Raw genomic sequence first — 17,500 nt, 5'->3', positions numbered from 1 at the left:
AGCAATTCTTTTTTTTTGCCAATGAAAACTATTATATTTTAAAGGTAAATTTTTATAAAATTTGATTTGCCTGAGGTCTTTTATCTAATGATATATGATCACTTTTTTAAGAGTTTTTTTTTCCGTAAAGTTCAAGGCGGTGATGAATAATATCATAGCCAAGAGATTTTGCAATTTCCTCTTGTAGCTTTTCAATAACATCAGAATGAAACTCGATGACTTGTCCTGTTTCTATATCAATGAGATGATCATGATGTTGCCCATCTGCTTGCTCAAAACGAGATGGACCACCACTAAAGCTATGGCGATGAATTGTTCCATTTCCTTCTAATATTTTCATGGTTCGATAAACAGTTGAGAGTGAAATATTCGAATCTATTTTGTTTGCACGCTGAAAAATTTCAAATGCATTGGGATGATCATTTGTATCAGTCAAAATATCAAGAATAACTCGTCGTTGACGTGTTACTCTTAAACCAGCGGTGCGCAATTCTTGCTCATAATTTCGCTTTTTATTCATTTGCATAATTTGCTTTTCAAATAAAGGCTCCATGACAGTGTTTGTATTTTTTCTCTGAACCGCAAGGACAACGCTCATTACGTCCAACTTTTCCCCATGTGGTTATATCGTTAGGGTCACGATCTTGTGGATTAACAAATCTATTTTCTTGTGATCGTGCCGATAAGGTGGGAGCATTTTCTTGACTTTGATCATTAAAGACAGAAGAAGCAGCATCAGTTTGCTCAGGTATGGTCGGTTCTGTGGGGTGTTGAATGATTTCAAAGCGCATAAGCTTAGAAGTGACAATTCGGCGCAAATTTCTCAACATACTTTGAAAGAGTTCAAATGATTCTGTCTTATATTCATTGAGCGGATCCCGCTGCGCATAACCACGAAAACCAACAACAGAACGCAAATGGTCTAAACTCACCAGATGTTCACGCCATAACGTGTCAATAGTTTCGAGCAATACTGCTTTGTGAAAATAAGCCATAACTTCTGGAGAATATCGTTCAGTACGCTCATTTTCAAGTTTTGTAACAGCATCTGATACACGCTCTAGAATTTGCTCCTCGGCAATTCCATCTTCTTTTGCCCATTCTTCCACTGGAAGCTCAAGATTAAAGAGTTGTTGAAGCTCTTCTTCAAGAGTTTTTGCATCCCATTTTTCAGAATATGTCCCTGATGGAATATAAGCCTCTACGAGATCCTCTACGACTTCATTGCGCATTTCAAGGATCATTTCTGATAAATCATCTGCGTTCATGACCTCCATACGCTGTTCAAAAATAACCTTGCGTTGATCATTCATGACATCATCATATTTTAGCAGATTTTTACGAATTTCAAAGTTTCGTGCTTCGACCTTTTTTTGTGCTTTTTCAAGGGCTTTATTAATCCATGGGTGGATAATAGCTTCATTTTCTTTCAATCCAAGTTTTTGCAGCATACCATCCATACGGTTAGAGCCAAAGATACGCATAAGATCATCTTGAAGAGAGAGAAAGAATTTTGAGCGACCAGGATCGCCTTGGCGACCAGAACGTCCACGAAGCTGGTTATCAATACGACGGCTTTCATGACGTTCAGTAGCGATAACGTAAAGCCCTCCAGCCGCTAAAGCTTTTTCTTTAAGCTTCTGAACATCTTTTTTTATTTCTTCAATTTTAGCTGTTCGCTCTGGACCTTCGGGGATATCCTGTAACTCTTGTCGGATGCGCATTTCAACATTACCACCAAGCTGTATATCCGTACCGCGTCCTGCCATGTTGGTTGCAATGGTGAGAGCTCTAGGAACGCCTGCTTGCGCAATGATATATGCTTCTTGTTCGTGATAGCGAGCATTTAAGACTCTAAAATCGGTAATGCCTTCTTTTCGCAAACGCTCTGCCAATTGTTCTGACTTTTCAATAGAGGTTGTTCCAACAAGAATAGGCTGTTCTTTTTCGTGCGCTTGACGGATATCACGCACAATTGCCCGATATTTCTCTTCTGCTGTTCGATAAATCTCATCATCTTCATCAATACGTTGTATTGGCAAATTTGTAGGGATTTCGACAACGTCAAGACCATAAATATTTCTGAATTCTTCGGCTTCTGTTGTTGCAGTTCCAGTCATGCCAGATAATTTCCTATACATACGGAAGTAATTTTGGAAAGTGATGGAAGCAAGTGTCTGGTTTTCTGGTTGAATAGCAACATGCTCTTTAGCTTCTAACGCTTGATGAAGTCCTTCAGAATAACGCCGCCCAGGCATCATTCGCCCTGTAAATTCGTCAATAATAACGATTTCATCATTGCGAACAATGTAATCTTTATCGCGAGCAAACAGTTTATGAGCTTTTAGAGCATTATTGACATGATGAACGATAGCGACATTTTCTATGTCATAAAGACTCTCACCTTTAAGATGCCCAGCTTGTTCGAGCATTTTTTCAATTTTTTCAGTACCAACTTCGGTAAAGGTCGTTGTTTTTTGTTTTTCGTCTATTTCATAGTCTTCTGGAGTTAAGGCAGGAATAAATGTATCAATAAGGTTATAGAAGTCAGTACGATCTTCTAGAGGACCAGAAATAATAAGGGGGGTACGGGCTTCATCAATAAGAATCGAATCAACTTCATCGACAATTGCGTAATGATGTTCACGTTGGACCATTTGACTACGATCGAAGGCCATATTATCACGCAAATAATCAAAACCTAATTCATTATTTGTGGCATAGGTGATGTCGCATGCATAGGCCTCTCGGCGGGCATCACTATCAAGATCATGAAGAATCACGCCTGTTGTAAGCCCTAGAAAACTAAAAATTTTTCCCATTGTTTCAGCATCACGACTGGCGAGATAATCGTTTACTGTCACAACATGAACGCCCTTACCTTCCAATGCATTGAGATAAATTGGTAGAGTTGCCATTAAGGTTTTACCTTCACCAGTACGCATTTCAGCTATGCCGCAATCGTGAAGGACCATTCCACCAATAAGTTGTACGTCAAAAGGACGCATGTCATAAACACGTTTTGCGGCTTCACGAACAGTCGCGAAAGCTTCTGGTAAGAGCAAATCAACACTTTCACCTTCACTAAGACGTTTACGAAAGGCATCTGTTTTTTGGCAAAGCTGCTCATCACTTAATTTTACGAATTGTTCTTCCAAAGCATTAATTTGTGCAACTTTTTGGCGGAGTGCTTTGAGATGTCGCTCATGAGCTGAACCAAAAAACTTACGGGCAAAAACACCTAAACTGACCATCTCTGGCCCTTTCTTTTAATTGTTGTCACTCTTGTTGGGAAATTCATATGCTCTCCCCATACTCTACATTTCCTTCAGGTTGTCTGATATCATTGGAGACATCATGAAATGCAGATGGTACCATTATACTTGCTGGTGTGCAATTTTTCACTCTAATTGTAAAGTAGAGATAAGAGGCTAAGCGCTTTATGTCAACTTTAAGTATGCTATTTAACTGATACAATACAAAGTAATTTAAGATACAATATGTCATTTTTCTCTATTATCATGTTTTTCATCTGCATTAGATAGGATTGGAGAAACTGAGATAAAAGGATGATTTTATACTTTTTTAAAATAAAATTACTAATTTATTTCTCTATGTTTAAAGATTAAAGTGTTATGGTAAAGAAAATTGGAATCTTGAACCTGCCTTCATTTTTAAGGAGTATATTTATGAAATTTAACTTTATCACGCTTTTTTTAGCATCAACTTTATTGGCAAGTACAAGTTTAGGGGTGAGTGCTCAAGAAGGTTTGAATTCATCGTCGAGTGATTTAAAGACTTTAGAGAAAGCTTCTGAAAAAGCCGTTTCTCCTTCTCATGTTATGGCGGTTATTGATGGGAAAAATATTACAGCAGGCCAATTGGATGATTTAGCGCTTGAAATAAATCCTAATTTAGCACGTTTTCCTGATGAACAACGCCGTATGATGGTTTTAAAAGCTTATTTAGATATGCAGGCACTCGCAAAAGCAGCAAGAAGCAAGGGTCTTGATAAGACAGAAGCTTACGATAAACGTATGGCAGTCATGCGTGACAATGTTCTTCAACAGCTTTATTTTAAACAGGAGATTGTTGATAAAATATCGGATACTGATTTGGAAGCTCTTTATAAGCAAGAAGTTGCTGCTTTACCTAAAGAGGATGAGGTTAAAGCGCGTCATATTTTGGTCAAAACGAGAAAAGAAGCAGAAGCTATCATTAAGCATTTAAATAAAGGCGAAAATTTTGAAGAGATTGCAAAGAAAAGTTCAACAGATGGTTCTGCTGCCGTTGGGGGTGATCTTGGTTATTTTAGCCATGGTCAAATGGTCAAGCCTTTTGAAGATGCCGCATTTGGTTTGAAAGTTGGCGAATACACAAAACAACCCGTTGAAAGTCCTTTTGGTTGGCATATTATTAAATTAGAAGATCGTCGTGTAAAACAACCGCCTGCATTTGATGATGTTAAAGAGATGTTGCGGACACAGCTAATAAAAAAGCGCTATCAAGAACTGATTGTTGATTTGCGTAGCAAGATAGATGTGAAATACCCTGATCCTAATGTTACAAAAATCATGGAATCGCTTCATCAAAATGGGACGCTACTTCCCGATGAGACATCAGATGAAGAAGATACGGAATAGCTAGGAAAAATAAGTAGATAGCCTCTTTAATAGATAATTTGCTAGGTTAGTTTTGTTCAAAAAGCCTAGCAGTTTTCTATGAGAGGTTATTGATCTGCAATCATTTCATTTTTTTATAGAAAGCATATTGTGGTTTTGAAAATCTCTCCTTTGTCGCCTCAAAAGATCCAAGAGCTTTCTCCATTATCTGGTGTACGGATAGCAACAGCTGAAGCTGGGATTAAATATAAAGATCGTACAGATCTTCTTTTCATCATATTCGATAAGCCAGTGAGTGTGGCCGGTGTTTTTACTCGTTCAAAATGTCCATCTGCCCCTGTAGAGCATTGTCGTGCATCGCTTCCTCATGGGGTTGCGAGGGGCGTTGTTGTGAATTCTGGAAATGCAAATGCTTTTACAGGAAGCAAAGGAAAGCACACAACCGATGCAATTATTTGTGCAGCAGCGAACGCTTTAAAGGTTAGAGAAGATGAAATTTTTATAGCTTCTACGGGTGTTATTGGTGAGCCAATGGATGCATCGGGTATTGTCAATCTTTTACCAAGTATGGCAGAGACAGCAGAAGAGGGCAATTGGTTGGAAGCTGCAAAAGCCATAATGACAACGGACACATTTCCAAAACTTGCGACGCGCACTTTTGACTGTGGGGGAGAGCGTGTTACCATTAATGGAATTGCAAAAGGTTCTGGTATGATTGCACCAGATATGGCGACAATGCTGTCATTTGTGGTTAGTGATGCGACTATTTCTTCGGATGCACTCCAATCCATGTTATCAGAGGCAGTTGAGGGTTCTTTCAATTCAATTACTGTTGATAGCGATACCTCAACTTCAGATACGCTTATGTTGTTTGCGACAGGAAAAGAACATTTTCCATGTCTTACAAGTAAATCTGATCCGCGTTATAGGGTTTTTGTGAAACAATTGAGTGCACTTCTGCATGAACTTGCACTACAAGTTGTTTGTGATGGTGAAGGTGCTCGTCATTTAATTGAGGTTAATGTGATGGGCGCTACAACAAACAATGCAGCTAAAACTATTGCTTTATCAATTGCAAATTCACCGCTCGTAAAAACGGCTATTGCCGGTGAAGATGCGAATTGGGGGCGGGTCGTTATGGCAGTTGGGAAGGCCGGTGTTGAAGTCGATCGTGATCTATTGACGATTTGGTTTGGTGAGCATCGTGTGGCCGTGAATGGCGTACGAGATCCTGAGTATTGTGAAGAGACAATAGGTGCTTATATGCAAGGTAAACACATCACAATTCGTGTTGATATCGGTTTGGGTAAGAGCACGGCGACGGTTTGGTCTTGCGATTTAACAAAAGAGTACGTTATGATCAATAGCGATTACAGAAGTTAATGGATGCACTTTATATTTAACAGCTTATTATTTTTCAGAGCAAATGGGGTATGTGAGCTCTTTTAGGAGCAGAGGGGATATGATAGGAAAGTCAGTTATTTTTATGTTCCCTATTGGGGAGTGATATGTGTATGAAAAGTTCTATTCTTCTTGTTGTTGCATGCGCATTGTTCGATCAGAATAATCGTGTTTTGCTTACACAGCGTCCTGAAGGAAAATCACTGGCTGGTTTATGGGAGTTTCCTGGTGGCAAGGTTGAGCAAGGTGAAACTCCGGAAGCATCATTGATTCGTGAATTAGAGGAAGAGCTTGGTATTTATGTTCAACCAAATAATTTACACCCTTTAACATTTGCAAGTCATAACTATAAAACATTTCATCTCTTAATGCCATTGTATCTTTGTGACCATTATGAGGGTGTTGCGCAAGGACGAGAGGGGCAAAATTTAGAATGGGTTTTTATTAATGATCTTGATAAATACTCTATGCCTGATGCTGATAAACCATTGGTTCAGGTATTGAAAAATCATCTTCTTTAATGTGTTATAAGAAGAAAATATAATTCAATATATTGATTTAAAATGATAATTTATAATTTTTTATGTTGAATGGGGAAGTCCAGAGTCGTAAAAAACTTTCTCATTTCAAATCTGTTTTATGTTAAATTAATCAAAACCATTCTTTTGCACGTTCCAAGCGGGGAGGGTTATGTGGATAAAATTATTTAAGAAAGAAATAAAATACGTGCTGAAAGAACACTCTCCAATAGCCAAGGGTTATCGCAACATTGAGAATTGGCAAAGTGTATAATGATGTCTTTACACGATTCATAAGTATAAAGATAGTGGTAGACAATGTATGTTATACTTTTCACGTGTATCATTGTGAGATGGGTTTGGGTGCACTGAGAGGTATAAGGGGTATTTATTTCATGAGATATCGATAATAGGAAAAATTTCAAAAAATGTTGCTTTTGATTAAGAGGGGTACGTTCTTTACGTAATGTAGAATGGCATTGTGTTGCATATTCACGAGCTTTTTTAAAAGAGGCACCTCGCAATGCTCCAAAGCCCATTTCGCGATGGTGCCCGGAATGATATAACGTTAAAGCCCCTATGGAAATAATGTAAAATCTATTGAGCGCCACTATCTTTACGCTTATGAAGAAGTAAGCTGGTCCCAATATTACGATAGCTCTTGGCATTTGAGGGCATTCAGAAGGAATATTTTTCTTTTCATAATCATTTTTACTTATACATCAATTACGCTTGTGATGAACAGACAAGCGGCTTTGATTGATCCAACATAAAAACAGATTTGAAATAAAAAATTTTACGATATTTAGAATGCTTGACGCAGAGTGAATGATGGATAATTATCCTTATAAATCAATATATTGTATAATAAAACATTCAATTAATTTTTTATAGGAGGCATGTATGAAGTTTCTTGAATTGGACGGCGTTTTGCGATGGGATATTGATTTTTTTTAGCGATACGCGTAATTGCGTTTTCCAATGGCTCAATCATAACGTCCATAGAAAAACCATTTGCGTGAATAATATTTGCGTGATCGACCATAATAGCAACATGATCTTTCCAAAAAATTAAATCGCCTCGTTGAAGTTTATCAGTATCTGTAAGAGGACTGCCTATAGTTTCTTGCTGCATATCGGTATCACGTAAAACTATTTGATTGGTCATCATCATAGAGAGCTGAATGAGTCCCGAACAATCAATTCCAAAACCGCTGACACCACCCCAAAGATAAGGTGTACGGATAAAGGTTTCTGCAACTGTGACATAATCTTCATATACGCGTCCAATGGGGCTGAGATGACTCGTAATGATTGCTGTTCCATTTTCAAGAATAGAATACATTGTGTCACGGACTTCAATTTCATCAACAACACTGACTTTGCTTCCCATAGATAAAGGGGACACTATTGGTCCACGTAAGTCAGCGTGTAAATATTTAAATGTACGTGGTACTGAAACCACATGCGTTTGTTTTATGGTTGATGTACAAAGAACTTTTGTATCAATATAACCAACATAACCATCTTTGAGTGATTGTCCCCACGACATTGTTTCCCCTTGTTCAAAAATGAGAAGTTCTTCTCCGAATAAGCATTCTGTTTGTCTTTCACTTTTTTTACTATTTTCTTTAAAAAGTCCAGCGACCGCTGTATTAACACGTCTTTTTTCACCTTGAACAAAGCGCTGAGCTGTAATTTCTGTTTCAAGACGTTGATCTGCTAGATCATCTCTGAATGCATGAAGTCTTGGGTCTTTAGAGATCATCTTTTTGCTTTCCATTTTGTTACTTCTTACCTTTAAACAAACTCATGAAAGCTGTATTGGTAAGATTTTTATCCTCAAACAAAACTAAGAACACTGTGTAAGACCAATTATTCTTTAAGCTGCAAAATTGTCTATTTTTTTGAATATTGTGTGTCAAACTTCATTTTTAAAAATATTATAAAGGGCACGAATAGTTTGTGCTGATCCACCAATAGGGTATCCTGGTTTTTCTTTTGGAATCCATCCATAAAGGTCAAAATGCGCAAAATGTTCAGCTTTTTCAACAAAAGAATTAAGAAATAAAGCAGCTGTTATAGAACCAGCAAAGCTATTTCCAGTTACATTGTTAAGATCAGCAATTGGTGATGATAACATCTCTTGGTAAGGTTTCCAAAGGGGCATTTGCCAAAGAGGATCAAAGACAGCGTGAGCAGATTCAGAAATTTGTTGTGCCCATATTGAATCATTACAATAAAATGCGGGAAGATCTGGTCCTAATGCTATACGCGCTGCCCCTGTTAAAGTAGCCATACAAAGCATGAATTGTGGACTTTCTTCATCACCATAGGCGAGTGCATCGGCAAGGACAAGGCGCCCTTCAGCATCTGTATTACCTACTTCAACACTTAAACCTTTACGACTTCTAAGGATATCACTTGGTCGGTAAGCATTCGCAGAAATTGCATTTTCTACAGCTGGAATCAAAACACGTAGACGGAAAGGCAATTTTGCATCCATGATAAGTTTAGCCAATCCCAAAACGTTTGCTCCACCCCCCATGTCTTTTTTCATAAGCAACATGTTATTGGCTGATTTAATATCGAGTCCTCCAGTATCAAAAGTTACGCCTTTGCCCACCAACGTTATTTTAGGATGATGTTCTTTCCCCCAGAGTAACTCAATCAGTCGTGGTGCAGTGCTGCCTGCTCGTCCTACAGCATGAATCATCGGAAAGTTATGTGTTAAGAGATCATCTCCACAAATACTTTTGATGTGAGCACCGTAGGTTTTTCCTAGTTTTCGAGCTTCTTTTTCGAGAGCATCAGGGGTCATATCATTGGCTGGAATATTAATGAGATCACGGACGAAAAAGACAGCTTCATAAATTCGTTGGAGTTCATTAAGATCAACGGCCTCATTGACATGGATGGATAATGATTTGAAAGAAGAATTTTGACGATAGCGATTAAATTGATAGCTACCGAATGCTAATCCAAGATAGGTATTTATTTCATCAGAGGTTGTACCTTCTAAATGCCATTGACCAGCAGGAAGTTTTTGAGCAAGAACTCCTGTGATAAAAGGATCGCTATTATTGCCAATTCCAAATAAAACTTTTTTTAAATGCCCCGTTTCGTGAGGAACAAAGAGTATTTGTCCCGCTTTTCCAGTAAAGTCATTAACTTTTATCCATGCTGTTGTTGACGCATCAAGTGATAAGTTAGCAAGATTTCTTTGGTTTACCAAGATGATAGGGCAACTGTTATCGATACGCGTTGAGGTAAAATGAATGTGGTGGTGCTGCATAGTTATGAGATCCTTATAGTCGTCTAAGTGCGACATATTCGACCAAATGATTTTTTCCCTTTCGTAGAATGAGATTGGACCGTGGTCGTGTTGGCAATATATTTTCCTGTAAATTTTTTAAATTAATCGTTTGCCAAAGATCCTCAGCGATTTTTGAGGCTTCTTTTTCATTGAGGTGGGCATAACGATGAAAATAGGATTCAGGATTTTGAAAAGTTGTTTTACGCAAACGTTTAAAGCGCTCCAAATACCAGTGACGAATGACTTCTGTTTCGGCATCGACATAGATTGAAAAATCAAAAAAATCTGATACGAAAGGAATAGCTTTTCCATCTTTAGGAAGATCACTGACCTGTAATACATTAATACCTTCAACAATTAAAATATCAGGACGATCGATGGTAATTGTCTGATTTTCTAGAACATCATAGGTCATATGTGAGTAAAGTGGGGCACGGACATTTCCGATACCTGCTTTTATAGCCGAAAGAAAGCACAGCAGCTTTTTAATGTCATAGGAATCAGGAAATCCTTTACGATTCATACGATTTTTTTGCTGTAAGATTGCGTTAGGATAGAGAAAACCATCCGTTGTGATTAGATCAACTTTAAGACTAGATGTCCAACGTTTCAACAGTTCTTGAAGAATGCGAGCCGTGGTTGATTTTCCTACAGCTACAGAACCAGCAATTCCAATAATAAAGGGCGTTTTTCTACTCTCTTCTTGATGGAGAAACTGCTGACGTTTGTGGAAAAGTTCCTGTACTGCTTCAACATGGCATGATAACAGACGCGATAAAGAAAGATAAATGCGTTGGACTTCTTTAAGATCGATAGGATCATCAATAGAGCGTAAACGCTTAATTTCATCAAAAGTCAAAGTAAGAGGTGTGTCTTCACGAAACTCTGACCATTCTTGTGCAGTAAAAACACGATAGGGTGAATATCGGTCAGAAACAGATTTGACCAGATTATCTTTCTGATTAATTTTTTGTATAGTTGTATCAATCATTTGTATTTGTCGAGATTTTTTTGCAGCAGCAATTGATTAAGAGCAGACAGAAGAGCGGCTTTATTTTCAAATAAATTTTGTTTTGCATGCTCTCTTCTTTTAAGATAATAGATCATTTTTCATTAACTTATAGTCCAGTCATTCCAGTTTGCACGGATTTGTGCTAATGAGTGCCCTTGCGCCAAAAAAGCCCATAAAAGTAGACGCGCTTTTACGGCTGATAAATAACCAGACATGAGAGCACCAGAAGCAATCATATCGATTTCGGAGCCTTTATAGCCATAAGTTATACGAGTTGTTGAGCCATTACAACAACGACTAGCAATAATGATTGGTATTTTTTGTGCATATTGTTGTACAAGGTCTGCTTCTTGAAAACTACAGTGCCCCGCACCAAAACCAGCAATAACAACTCCAGCATAATACCCACTTTCAAGGCATAGTTTCATTAATTGTGCACCAGATGATAAAGAGGAATAGAGGAGTGCAATTTGATGATCATGATTTTGGGGAAGATCAAACGTTGTCGGAAAAAATTTTCGATCATTGAAATAAATAAGTTTTCCCTCTAAAATAGTTCCTAAAACACCTGCAAGACCTGATTGAAATGTTTCGACTTTGACGGTATGGCTTTTATAGAGCCAATAAGGTGAATGAATTGCATCATTTATGACAACGAGAACGCCCCTGTTACGACTTTGTGTGGCTGCTGCGACACGAGTGGCTGCTAAAATGTTGGCGGGGCCATCCGCGCCTGCTTCATGAGGCATGCGCATAGCGCCGGTTATGATGAGTGGTTCAGCCTCCTTCCAATAAAGAGAAAGAAAAAAAGCTGTTTCTTCCAGAGTATCAGTCCCTTGTGTTAAAACAATACCTTCTGCACCAGCGTTTATTTGTTGTTTTGCCCACTTAATTATTTCAAAAAGCATTTGAAACGATAAAGATCCACTTGGTATTTGCATTAATGTTTGTGCATGAATATCAGCAACGTTATTTAAATCAGGAACACTTTTTATAAGGTTATCTGAAGTTAAAGTCGGTTGCATGTGACCAAAACTATCAGCAGTCATTGCAATTGTTCCACCTAAGGTCCCTATGGCTATTTTTTTCATAATTTTCCTCTAAAAAGCACAAACTGTTTATATAAAGCTATTTAGCAGTAATTTACATTGACAACAATGATATCATTTTTCCATTTTCAACAAATTGAGTTATGCTGAATCATTGTGTTTTGCTGTATATGTTCTTAAATAGGACAATAGTAATTGAGTTTTACATTGTATGAAAAGAAATCAATATTAAAAAGTAAAGTTAATATTAAGGAGTTTCCTTATGACAGAACATAAGCCAGACATAATGTATGGTACAACAATTATTACGGTACGAAAAGGTGGAAAAGTCGTGATGGCCGGTGATGGTCAGGTCTCTCTTGGACAGACAATTATGAAAGGCAATGCACGTAAAGTGCGTCGTCTTGGAAAGAACGGAGTGGTTATTGCTGGTTTTGCAGGTGCTACGGCAGATGCTTTTACATTACTGGAGAGATTGGAAACAAAGCTTGAACAATATCCTGATCAGCTTATGCGTGCCTGTGTAGAACTTGCAAAAGATTGGCGAACAGATCGCTATTTGCGTCGTCTCGAAGCAATGATGCTCGTGGCTGATAAGAAAGTAACTTTGGCTTTAACAGGGCTTGGTGATGTCTTAGAACCAGAAGATGGGGTTATGGCAATTGGCTCTGGAGGAAATTTTGCTCTTTCAGCAGCGCGTGCACTCATGGATTTGGATTTGGATGCAGAAACTATTGCTCGTAAAGCTATGGCTATTGCCGCTAAAATTTGTGTTTACACCAATGATCATTTTACGATTGAAACATTGGATGCAGAATTATCTTCTTTAGAGAAAGCTATTTAAATGTGTGTTGTATTTTCCCCTCGTGAGACTGTTTCTGAACTTGATCGTTTTATTATTGGCCAAAATGATGCCAAACGCTCTGTAGCTATTGCATTGCGCAATCGGTGGCGTAGGCAACAGCTTGATGAGCCGATGCGTGAAGAAGTTATGCCAAAAAATATTTTAATGATAGGGCCAACAGGTGTTGGTAAAACAGGAATCGCACGTCGATTAGCAAAACTTTCTGGAGCACCCTTCGTTAAAGTAGAAGCGACGAAATTTACTGAAGTTGGTTATGTGGGACGTGATGTTGAGCAAATTATTCGAGATCTTGTTGAAATTGCCATTTCTCTTGTACGTGAAAAGAAACGAGATGAAATAAAAGAAAAGGCTCACGTGAATGCTGAAGAGCGCGTTTTAGATGCCCTTGTTGGTAAAACAGCAAGTCCTGCTACCCGTGATAGTTTTCGTAAAAAATTGCGTGAAGGTGAGCTGGATGAGAAAGAGATTGAAATTGAAGTCGCCGATAATAATAGCAATAGTGCTTCAACCTTTGATATTCCTGGTATGCCTGGGGCACAAATGGGTATTATGAATTTATCAGATATTTTGGGCAAAATGGGCAGTCGTACAAAAGTCCGTAAGACGACGGTAAAGGATTCTTTTAAACCGCTCATTGATGATGAATCTGAAAAACTCCTTGATCAGGAGCAAATTATTCAAGAGGCGCTTCGTGTTGCTGAAAATGATGGTATTGTTTTTATTGATGAGATTGATAAAATTGCAACTCGAGACGGTGGAGCCAGTGCTGCGATTTCGCGTGAGGGCGTTCAACGTGATCTTTTGCCTTTGGTGGAAGGAACAACAATTGCTACAAAATATGGGCAAATCAAAACAGATCATATTCTTTTTATTGCCTCAGGTGCATTTCATGTTTCCAAGCCATCTGATTTATTACCGGAACTTCAAGGACGTTTGCCCATCCGTGTGGAGCTCAATCCTTTAACAAGGGAAGATTTACGACGCATTCTAACAGAACCAGAAGCCAGTTTGATTAAACAATATATTGCTCTTATGGCAACGGAAGAGGTTCATTTGGAAATTACCGATGATGCAATTGATGCTTTAGCAGATATTGCTGTAGATTTAAATGCAAGGATTGAAAATATAGGGGCACGTCGTTTGCAAACAGTGATGGAGCGCGTTTTGGATGAGATTTCTTTTACGGCGCCAGATAAAGCTGGAACATCGTTTAAAATTGATGCTGCTTACGTAAGAAAATCTATTGGCGAGCTTGCTGCTGATATCGATCTTTCCCGTTTTATTCTTTGAAAGTTATTGCTTGTTTTGTTTATCTGCGCGCTTCGATAATTTTGAAACCATGGGCTTGTTCATGTATCAACACTGTGCGGAAAATATTTTTTAATAATGTTTCATAAGGCAGGTGGCGGTTTGCAACAAAAAGCAGACTGCCGCTTGGTTTTAAGCACTTTGCAGCATTTATAATAAAATTTTTTCCTAATGAAACATCTGTCGTTTGTTGTGTGTGAAACGGTGGATTTGAAATGATTGTGTCATATAGATTTGTGATAGGTTCATGTACAAGGTCATGCCAATAAAAATGAATTGGAAAAGGAGCTGTTATGGATTTAAGGTGCCGTTTTGCTGCTCTCAAAGCGTTGTAGTCGGCTTCATAAAGGTCTAGAGCGGTGAGTTTTTCACTTCTTTCAAGTGCAACGTGAGAAAGATAGCCCCATCCAGCACCAAAATCAGCCGTTTTTCCAGAAATAACTTTGAACATATAAGACGCAAGCGCAGCAGATCCTGGATCAATACGTCCGTGTGAGAACATACCAGAAGCGGTTTGAAAATTACCAAAAGTGAGCGGTGGTGAGCGCAATTGCGCAATGTTATGTCTCTCAATTTGTTGAGGAACTTGCAACCAAAATACAAGACCATGATTTTTAGATAATTTATTGGTGATGGGAACAATTGTTTTGACCCATTTCATCATTGAAGCAGCTCCAACAGTTTTATTCCCACTGATTACAATCCATCCATTGGGTTTAACGCATTCTAATAAATCAAGAAAACAATTTTGGTTCAAACCACGATATTTGCTCAAATGTAAAAATGCACCATCATAGCTGAAGGTTTTATCTATTTGAGGAGAGCAGTGAAATTGAGTATCGACAAATTTTAAAAAATCTGGTCGCCAAGGCGTAATAACTCTTAAATTTTGTGCCCATTCTTGAGCTGGGATTTCTGTTAAACCAAAACTTAGCCAACACTGGTTTGGATCAGGATACGGGAGTTCATGATTTTCAAAAGGCAAAAATAATAACACATATGACTCTTTCAAAGAAAAAAATGCCACTCCAATATTGGGATGGCATTTCATGATACGATAAGAAGAAAAACTTACTCTTCTTTTTTCTTACGGCGGCGCTTATTTTCAGGTTGTTTTTTTTCATCCACGCACTTTTCTTCATTTATCGCTTTATCACCGGTGATTTCCTTTCCGGTTGTTTGATCAACGACCTTCATTGATAACCGAACTTTTCCACGCTCATCAAAGCCCATTAATTTAACCCAAACTTTGTCACCTTCTTTTACAATATCGGTTGTTTTGCTGACGCGTTCTGATGCAAGCTGAGAGATATGAACGAGTCCATCACGAGAACCAAAGAAGTTTATAAATGCACCAAATTCTGCAGTTTTTACAACTGTTCCTTGGTAGATAGCACCAACTTCAGGCTCATCGACAATAGAATGGATCCAGCGTTTTGCCGCTTCAATGGTTTTAGCATCAGCAGAAGCAATTTTAATGGTACCATCATCTTCAATATTAATTTTTGCTCCAGTTTGTTCCACGATTTCCCGAATAACTTTACCACCAGAGCCGATAACATCACGGATTTTATCGACAGAAATATTCATAACTTCGATTCGTGGAGAAAATTCACTCAGCTCAGCACGTGCACTGGTTAAAGCTTTTGCCATCTCATTAAGGATATGGATTCGGCCTCCTTTGGCTTGTTCAAGCGCGATTTTCATAATCTCTTCGGTAATACCATCAATTTTGATATCCATTTGCAAGGCAGTAATACCATTTTCTGTTCCTGCGACTTTAAAATCCATATCTCCAAGATGATCTTCATCCCCTAAAATATCAGAAAGAACAGCAAAGCGTTCTCCTTCTTTAATCAAGCCCATAGCAATACCAGCAACAGGGCGTGCTAGAGGAACACCAGCATCCATAAGAGCAAGTGAGGTTCCACAAACCGTTGCCATAGAAGAAGAGCCATTGGATTCAGTGATTTCTGAGACAGCACGAATGGTATAAGGAAAAGATTCTTTCGTTGGCAACATGGGGTGAATTGCCCGCCATGCCAATTTACCATGTCCAATTTCACGACGACCAGGAGAACCAAGGCGTCCCGTTTCACCCACTGAAAATGGTGGGAAATTGTAATGGAGAAGGAATGTTTCCTTATACATTCCCGTTAAGGAATCAACATATTGTTCATCTTCACCAGTTCCTAGTGTTGCAACGACAATAGCTTGTGTTTCTCCGCGGGTAAAGAGAGCTGATCCATGTGTGCGGGGTAAAATACTTACTTCTGATTGGATAGGGCGCACGGTAGAAAGATTGCGTCCATCAATCCGCTTTTGGGTATCAAGAATGTTCCCACGAACAATTTTTGCTTGCAACTGTTTAAATACGGTTGCAATTTGATCTGTACTAAATTGACAGTCTTTTTCTGTTTCTGGCATAAATTTATTGAGGATTTCTGTCTTTAGTGCATCAATTGCAGCATAACGTTCTTGCTTATCAGTAATTGTGTAAGCCTTTCGTATATCCTGTTCTGCCATTTTCTGCATCGCTTTTTCAAGTTCAGAAAGATCTTCAGGAACAAAATCACGAGGATCTTTTGCAGCAACTTCAGCAAGCTTTATAATGGCATCAAGGACAGGTTGAAGGCCTTTGTGACCAAACATCACGGCCCCCAACATGATATCTTCCGGTAATTCTTGTGCTTCTGATTCAACCATCAAAACAGCACTTTCTGTTCCAGCAACAACAAGATCAAGTTTTGATTCAGGCATTTCATCGATATGAGGATTAAGAACATATTGTCCATTACAATAGCCAACGCGTGCACCAGCTATAGGTCCCATGAAAGGAACACCTGACAGGGTCAATGCGGCAGAAGATGCAATCATCGCAAGGATATCGGGATTGTTTTCGAGATCATGCTGTATAACGGAAACAATAACTTGTGTATCATTTTTATATCCCTCAACGAAAAGGGGACGAATTGGGCGATCAATCAAACGTGAAACCAAAGTTTCATTTTCACTTGGTCGACTTTCACGTTTTAAATAGCCCCCAGGTATTCTACCAACAGCATAGAATTTTTCTTGATAATTAACAGTGAGTGGAAAAAAGTCCTGGTCTGGTTTTGGGTTTTTGGCCGATACAACGGTTGCTAAGACAATAGTTTCTCCATAGGTAGCAATCACTGCACCATCAGCTTGACGCGCTATTTTCCCTGTCTCAAGGGTGAGAGGACGCCCAGCCCATTCAATTTCTATCTTGTGCGTTTTGAACATTTTTTATCCTTAATGACCAGTGTTTAAATCTTTGATTGCTTACATTCTGGTTGTGCGCAGCATATTTGCAAGTTTTGGGGTGGACAACAAATTACTTCCTTTGTTGCGAGAAGAGAGAAGTAAATCGCATTAAATGTGAAAC

13 protein-coding genes are annotated in these 17,500 nt (G+C 38.5%); 5 read left to right on the top strand and 8 right to left on the bottom strand.

Translation table 11 applies throughout. The features are described 5' to 3' along the window. Positions 1–106: 106 nt before the first annotated feature. Positions 107–598: a Fur family transcriptional regulator gene (locus tag ACFILY_RS05965; protein ID WP_273790603.1), complete on the bottom strand. Its 492-nt coding sequence runs from the start codon at positions 596–598 to the stop codon at positions 107–109. Then, positions 537–3,254 carry a preprotein translocase subunit SecA gene (gene secA / locus ACFILY_RS05960; RefSeq protein ID WP_375637595.1) on the bottom strand — a complete coding sequence of 906 codons (2,718 nt, stop codon included), beginning with the start codon at positions 3,252–3,254 and terminating at the stop codon, positions 537–539. Before secA ends, ACFILY_RS05965 begins: the two co-directional genes overlap by 62 nt. A gap of 435 nt (positions 3,255–3,689) precedes the next feature. On the opposite strand from secA, the gene ACFILY_RS05955 reads away from it, so the two are divergent. The 3 genes from ACFILY_RS05955 (at position 3,690) to mutT (ending at position 6,544) form a co-directional block, all read left to right on the top strand. Beyond that, positions 3,690–4,643: a peptidylprolyl isomerase gene (locus ACFILY_RS05955; protein ID WP_273790601.1), complete on the top strand. Its 954-nt coding sequence runs from the start codon at positions 3,690–3,692 to the stop codon at positions 4,641–4,643. Positions 4,644–4,772: 129 nt separating this feature from the next. Beyond that, positions 4,773–6,005: a bifunctional glutamate N-acetyltransferase/amino-acid acetyltransferase ArgJ gene (gene argJ / locus ACFILY_RS05950; protein ID WP_273790600.1), complete on the top strand. Its 1,233-nt coding sequence runs from the start codon at positions 4,773–4,775 to the stop codon at positions 6,003–6,005. A gap of 125 nt (positions 6,006–6,130) precedes the next feature. Continuing rightward, positions 6,131–6,544: an 8-oxo-dGTP diphosphatase MutT gene (gene mutT / locus ACFILY_RS05945; RefSeq protein WP_375631082.1), complete on the top strand. Its 414-nt coding sequence runs from the start codon at positions 6,131–6,133 to the stop codon at positions 6,542–6,544. Positions 6,545–7,421: 877 nt separating this feature from the next. On the opposite strand, the gene ACFILY_RS05940 is transcribed toward mutT, so the two are convergent. The 4 genes from ACFILY_RS05940 to ACFILY_RS05925 form a co-directional block, all read right to left on the bottom strand. Continuing rightward, a complete protein-coding gene (locus ACFILY_RS05940; RefSeq protein WP_375637609.1) occupies positions 7,422–8,309 on the bottom strand; it encodes an NlpC/P60 family protein in 888 nt (295 codons plus the stop codon). Between the two features lie 153 nt (positions 8,310–8,462). Next, positions 8,463–9,836, bottom strand: a complete 1,374-nt coding sequence (locus ACFILY_RS05935; protein ID WP_375631081.1) for a M17 family metallopeptidase — start codon at positions 9,834–9,836, stop codon at positions 8,463–8,465. Positions 9,837–9,849: 13 nt separating this feature from the next. Beyond that, on the bottom strand, positions 9,850–10,848 hold the full coding sequence (coaA, locus tag ACFILY_RS05930; RefSeq protein ID WP_273790598.1) for a type I pantothenate kinase: 999 nt from the start codon (positions 10,846–10,848) through the stop codon (positions 9,850–9,852). Positions 10,849–10,970: 122 nt separating this feature from the next. After that, entirely contained in the window at positions 10,971–11,960 is a 990-nt protein-coding gene (locus ACFILY_RS05925; protein WP_375637596.1) for an asparaginase, read from the bottom strand. 220 nt (positions 11,961–12,180) lie between these two features. On the opposite strand from ACFILY_RS05925, the gene hslV reads away from it, so the two are divergent. Continuing rightward, entirely contained in the window at positions 12,181–12,762 is a 582-nt protein-coding gene (gene hslV, locus ACFILY_RS05920) for an ATP-dependent protease subunit HslV (protein WP_012754621.1), read from the top strand. Further along, positions 12,763–14,073 (top strand): ATP-dependent protease ATPase subunit HslU, encoded by a 1,311-nt coding sequence (gene hslU, locus ACFILY_RS05915; protein ID WP_375631079.1) that lies wholly within the window; start codon positions 12,763–12,765, stop codon positions 14,071–14,073. Between the two features lie 19 nt (positions 14,074–14,092). Here hslU and ACFILY_RS05910 read toward each other — a convergent pair whose 3' ends face one another. After that, on the bottom strand, positions 14,093–15,088 hold the full coding sequence (locus tag ACFILY_RS05910) for a class I SAM-dependent methyltransferase (RefSeq protein ID WP_375631078.1): 996 nt from the start codon (positions 15,086–15,088) through the stop codon (positions 14,093–14,095). Between the two features lie 74 nt (positions 15,089–15,162). Further along, positions 15,163–17,358, bottom strand: a complete 2,196-nt coding sequence (pnp, locus tag ACFILY_RS05905; RefSeq protein WP_375637597.1) for a polyribonucleotide nucleotidyltransferase — start codon at positions 17,356–17,358, stop codon at positions 15,163–15,165. Between the last annotated feature and the right edge of the window lie 142 nt (positions 17,359–17,500).

Source organism: Bartonella sp. CL25QHWL, assembly GCF_042195335.1.
Lineage (GTDB): Bacteria > Pseudomonadota > Alphaproteobacteria > Rhizobiales > Rhizobiaceae > Bartonella.
Note: the sequence above shows the minus strand (reverse complement) of the source record. Positions and strands in the feature narration are given on the sequence as shown.

Coding starts and splice junctions, on each gene's coding strand:
- pnp (WP_375637597.1), bottom strand. CDS start 17,358: ATGTTCAAAACGCACAAGATAGAAATTGAATGGGCTGGGCGTCCTCTC.
- coaA (WP_273790598.1), bottom strand. CDS start 10,848: ATGATTGATACAACTATACAAAAAATTAATCAGAAAGATAATCTGGTC.
- ACFILY_RS05955 (WP_273790601.1), top strand. CDS start 3,690: ATGAAATTTAACTTTATCACGCTTTTTTTAGCATCAACTTTATTGGCA.
- mutT (WP_375631082.1), top strand. CDS start 6,131: ATGTGTATGAAAAGTTCTATTCTTCTTGTTGTTGCATGCGCATTGTTC.
- hslU (WP_375631079.1), top strand. CDS start 12,763: ATGTGTGTTGTATTTTCCCCTCGTGAGACTGTTTCTGAACTTGATCGT.
- ACFILY_RS05965 (WP_273790603.1), bottom strand. CDS start 598: ATGAGCGTTGTCCTTGCGGTTCAGAGAAAAAATACAAACACTGTCATG.
- secA (WP_375637595.1), bottom strand. CDS start 3,254: ATGGTCAGTTTAGGTGTTTTTGCCCGTAAGTTTTTTGGTTCAGCTCAT.
- ACFILY_RS05935 (WP_375631081.1), bottom strand. CDS start 9,836: ATGCAGCACCACCACATTCATTTTACCTCAACGCGTATCGATAACAGT.
- hslV (WP_012754621.1), top strand. CDS start 12,181: ATGACAGAACATAAGCCAGACATAATGTATGGTACAACAATTATTACG.
- ACFILY_RS05940 (WP_375637609.1), bottom strand. CDS start 8,309: ATGATCTCTAAAGACCCAAGACTTCATGCATTCAGAGATGATCTAGCA.
- ACFILY_RS05925 (WP_375637596.1), bottom strand. CDS start 11,960: ATGAAAAAAATAGCCATAGGGACCTTAGGTGGAACAATTGCAATGACT.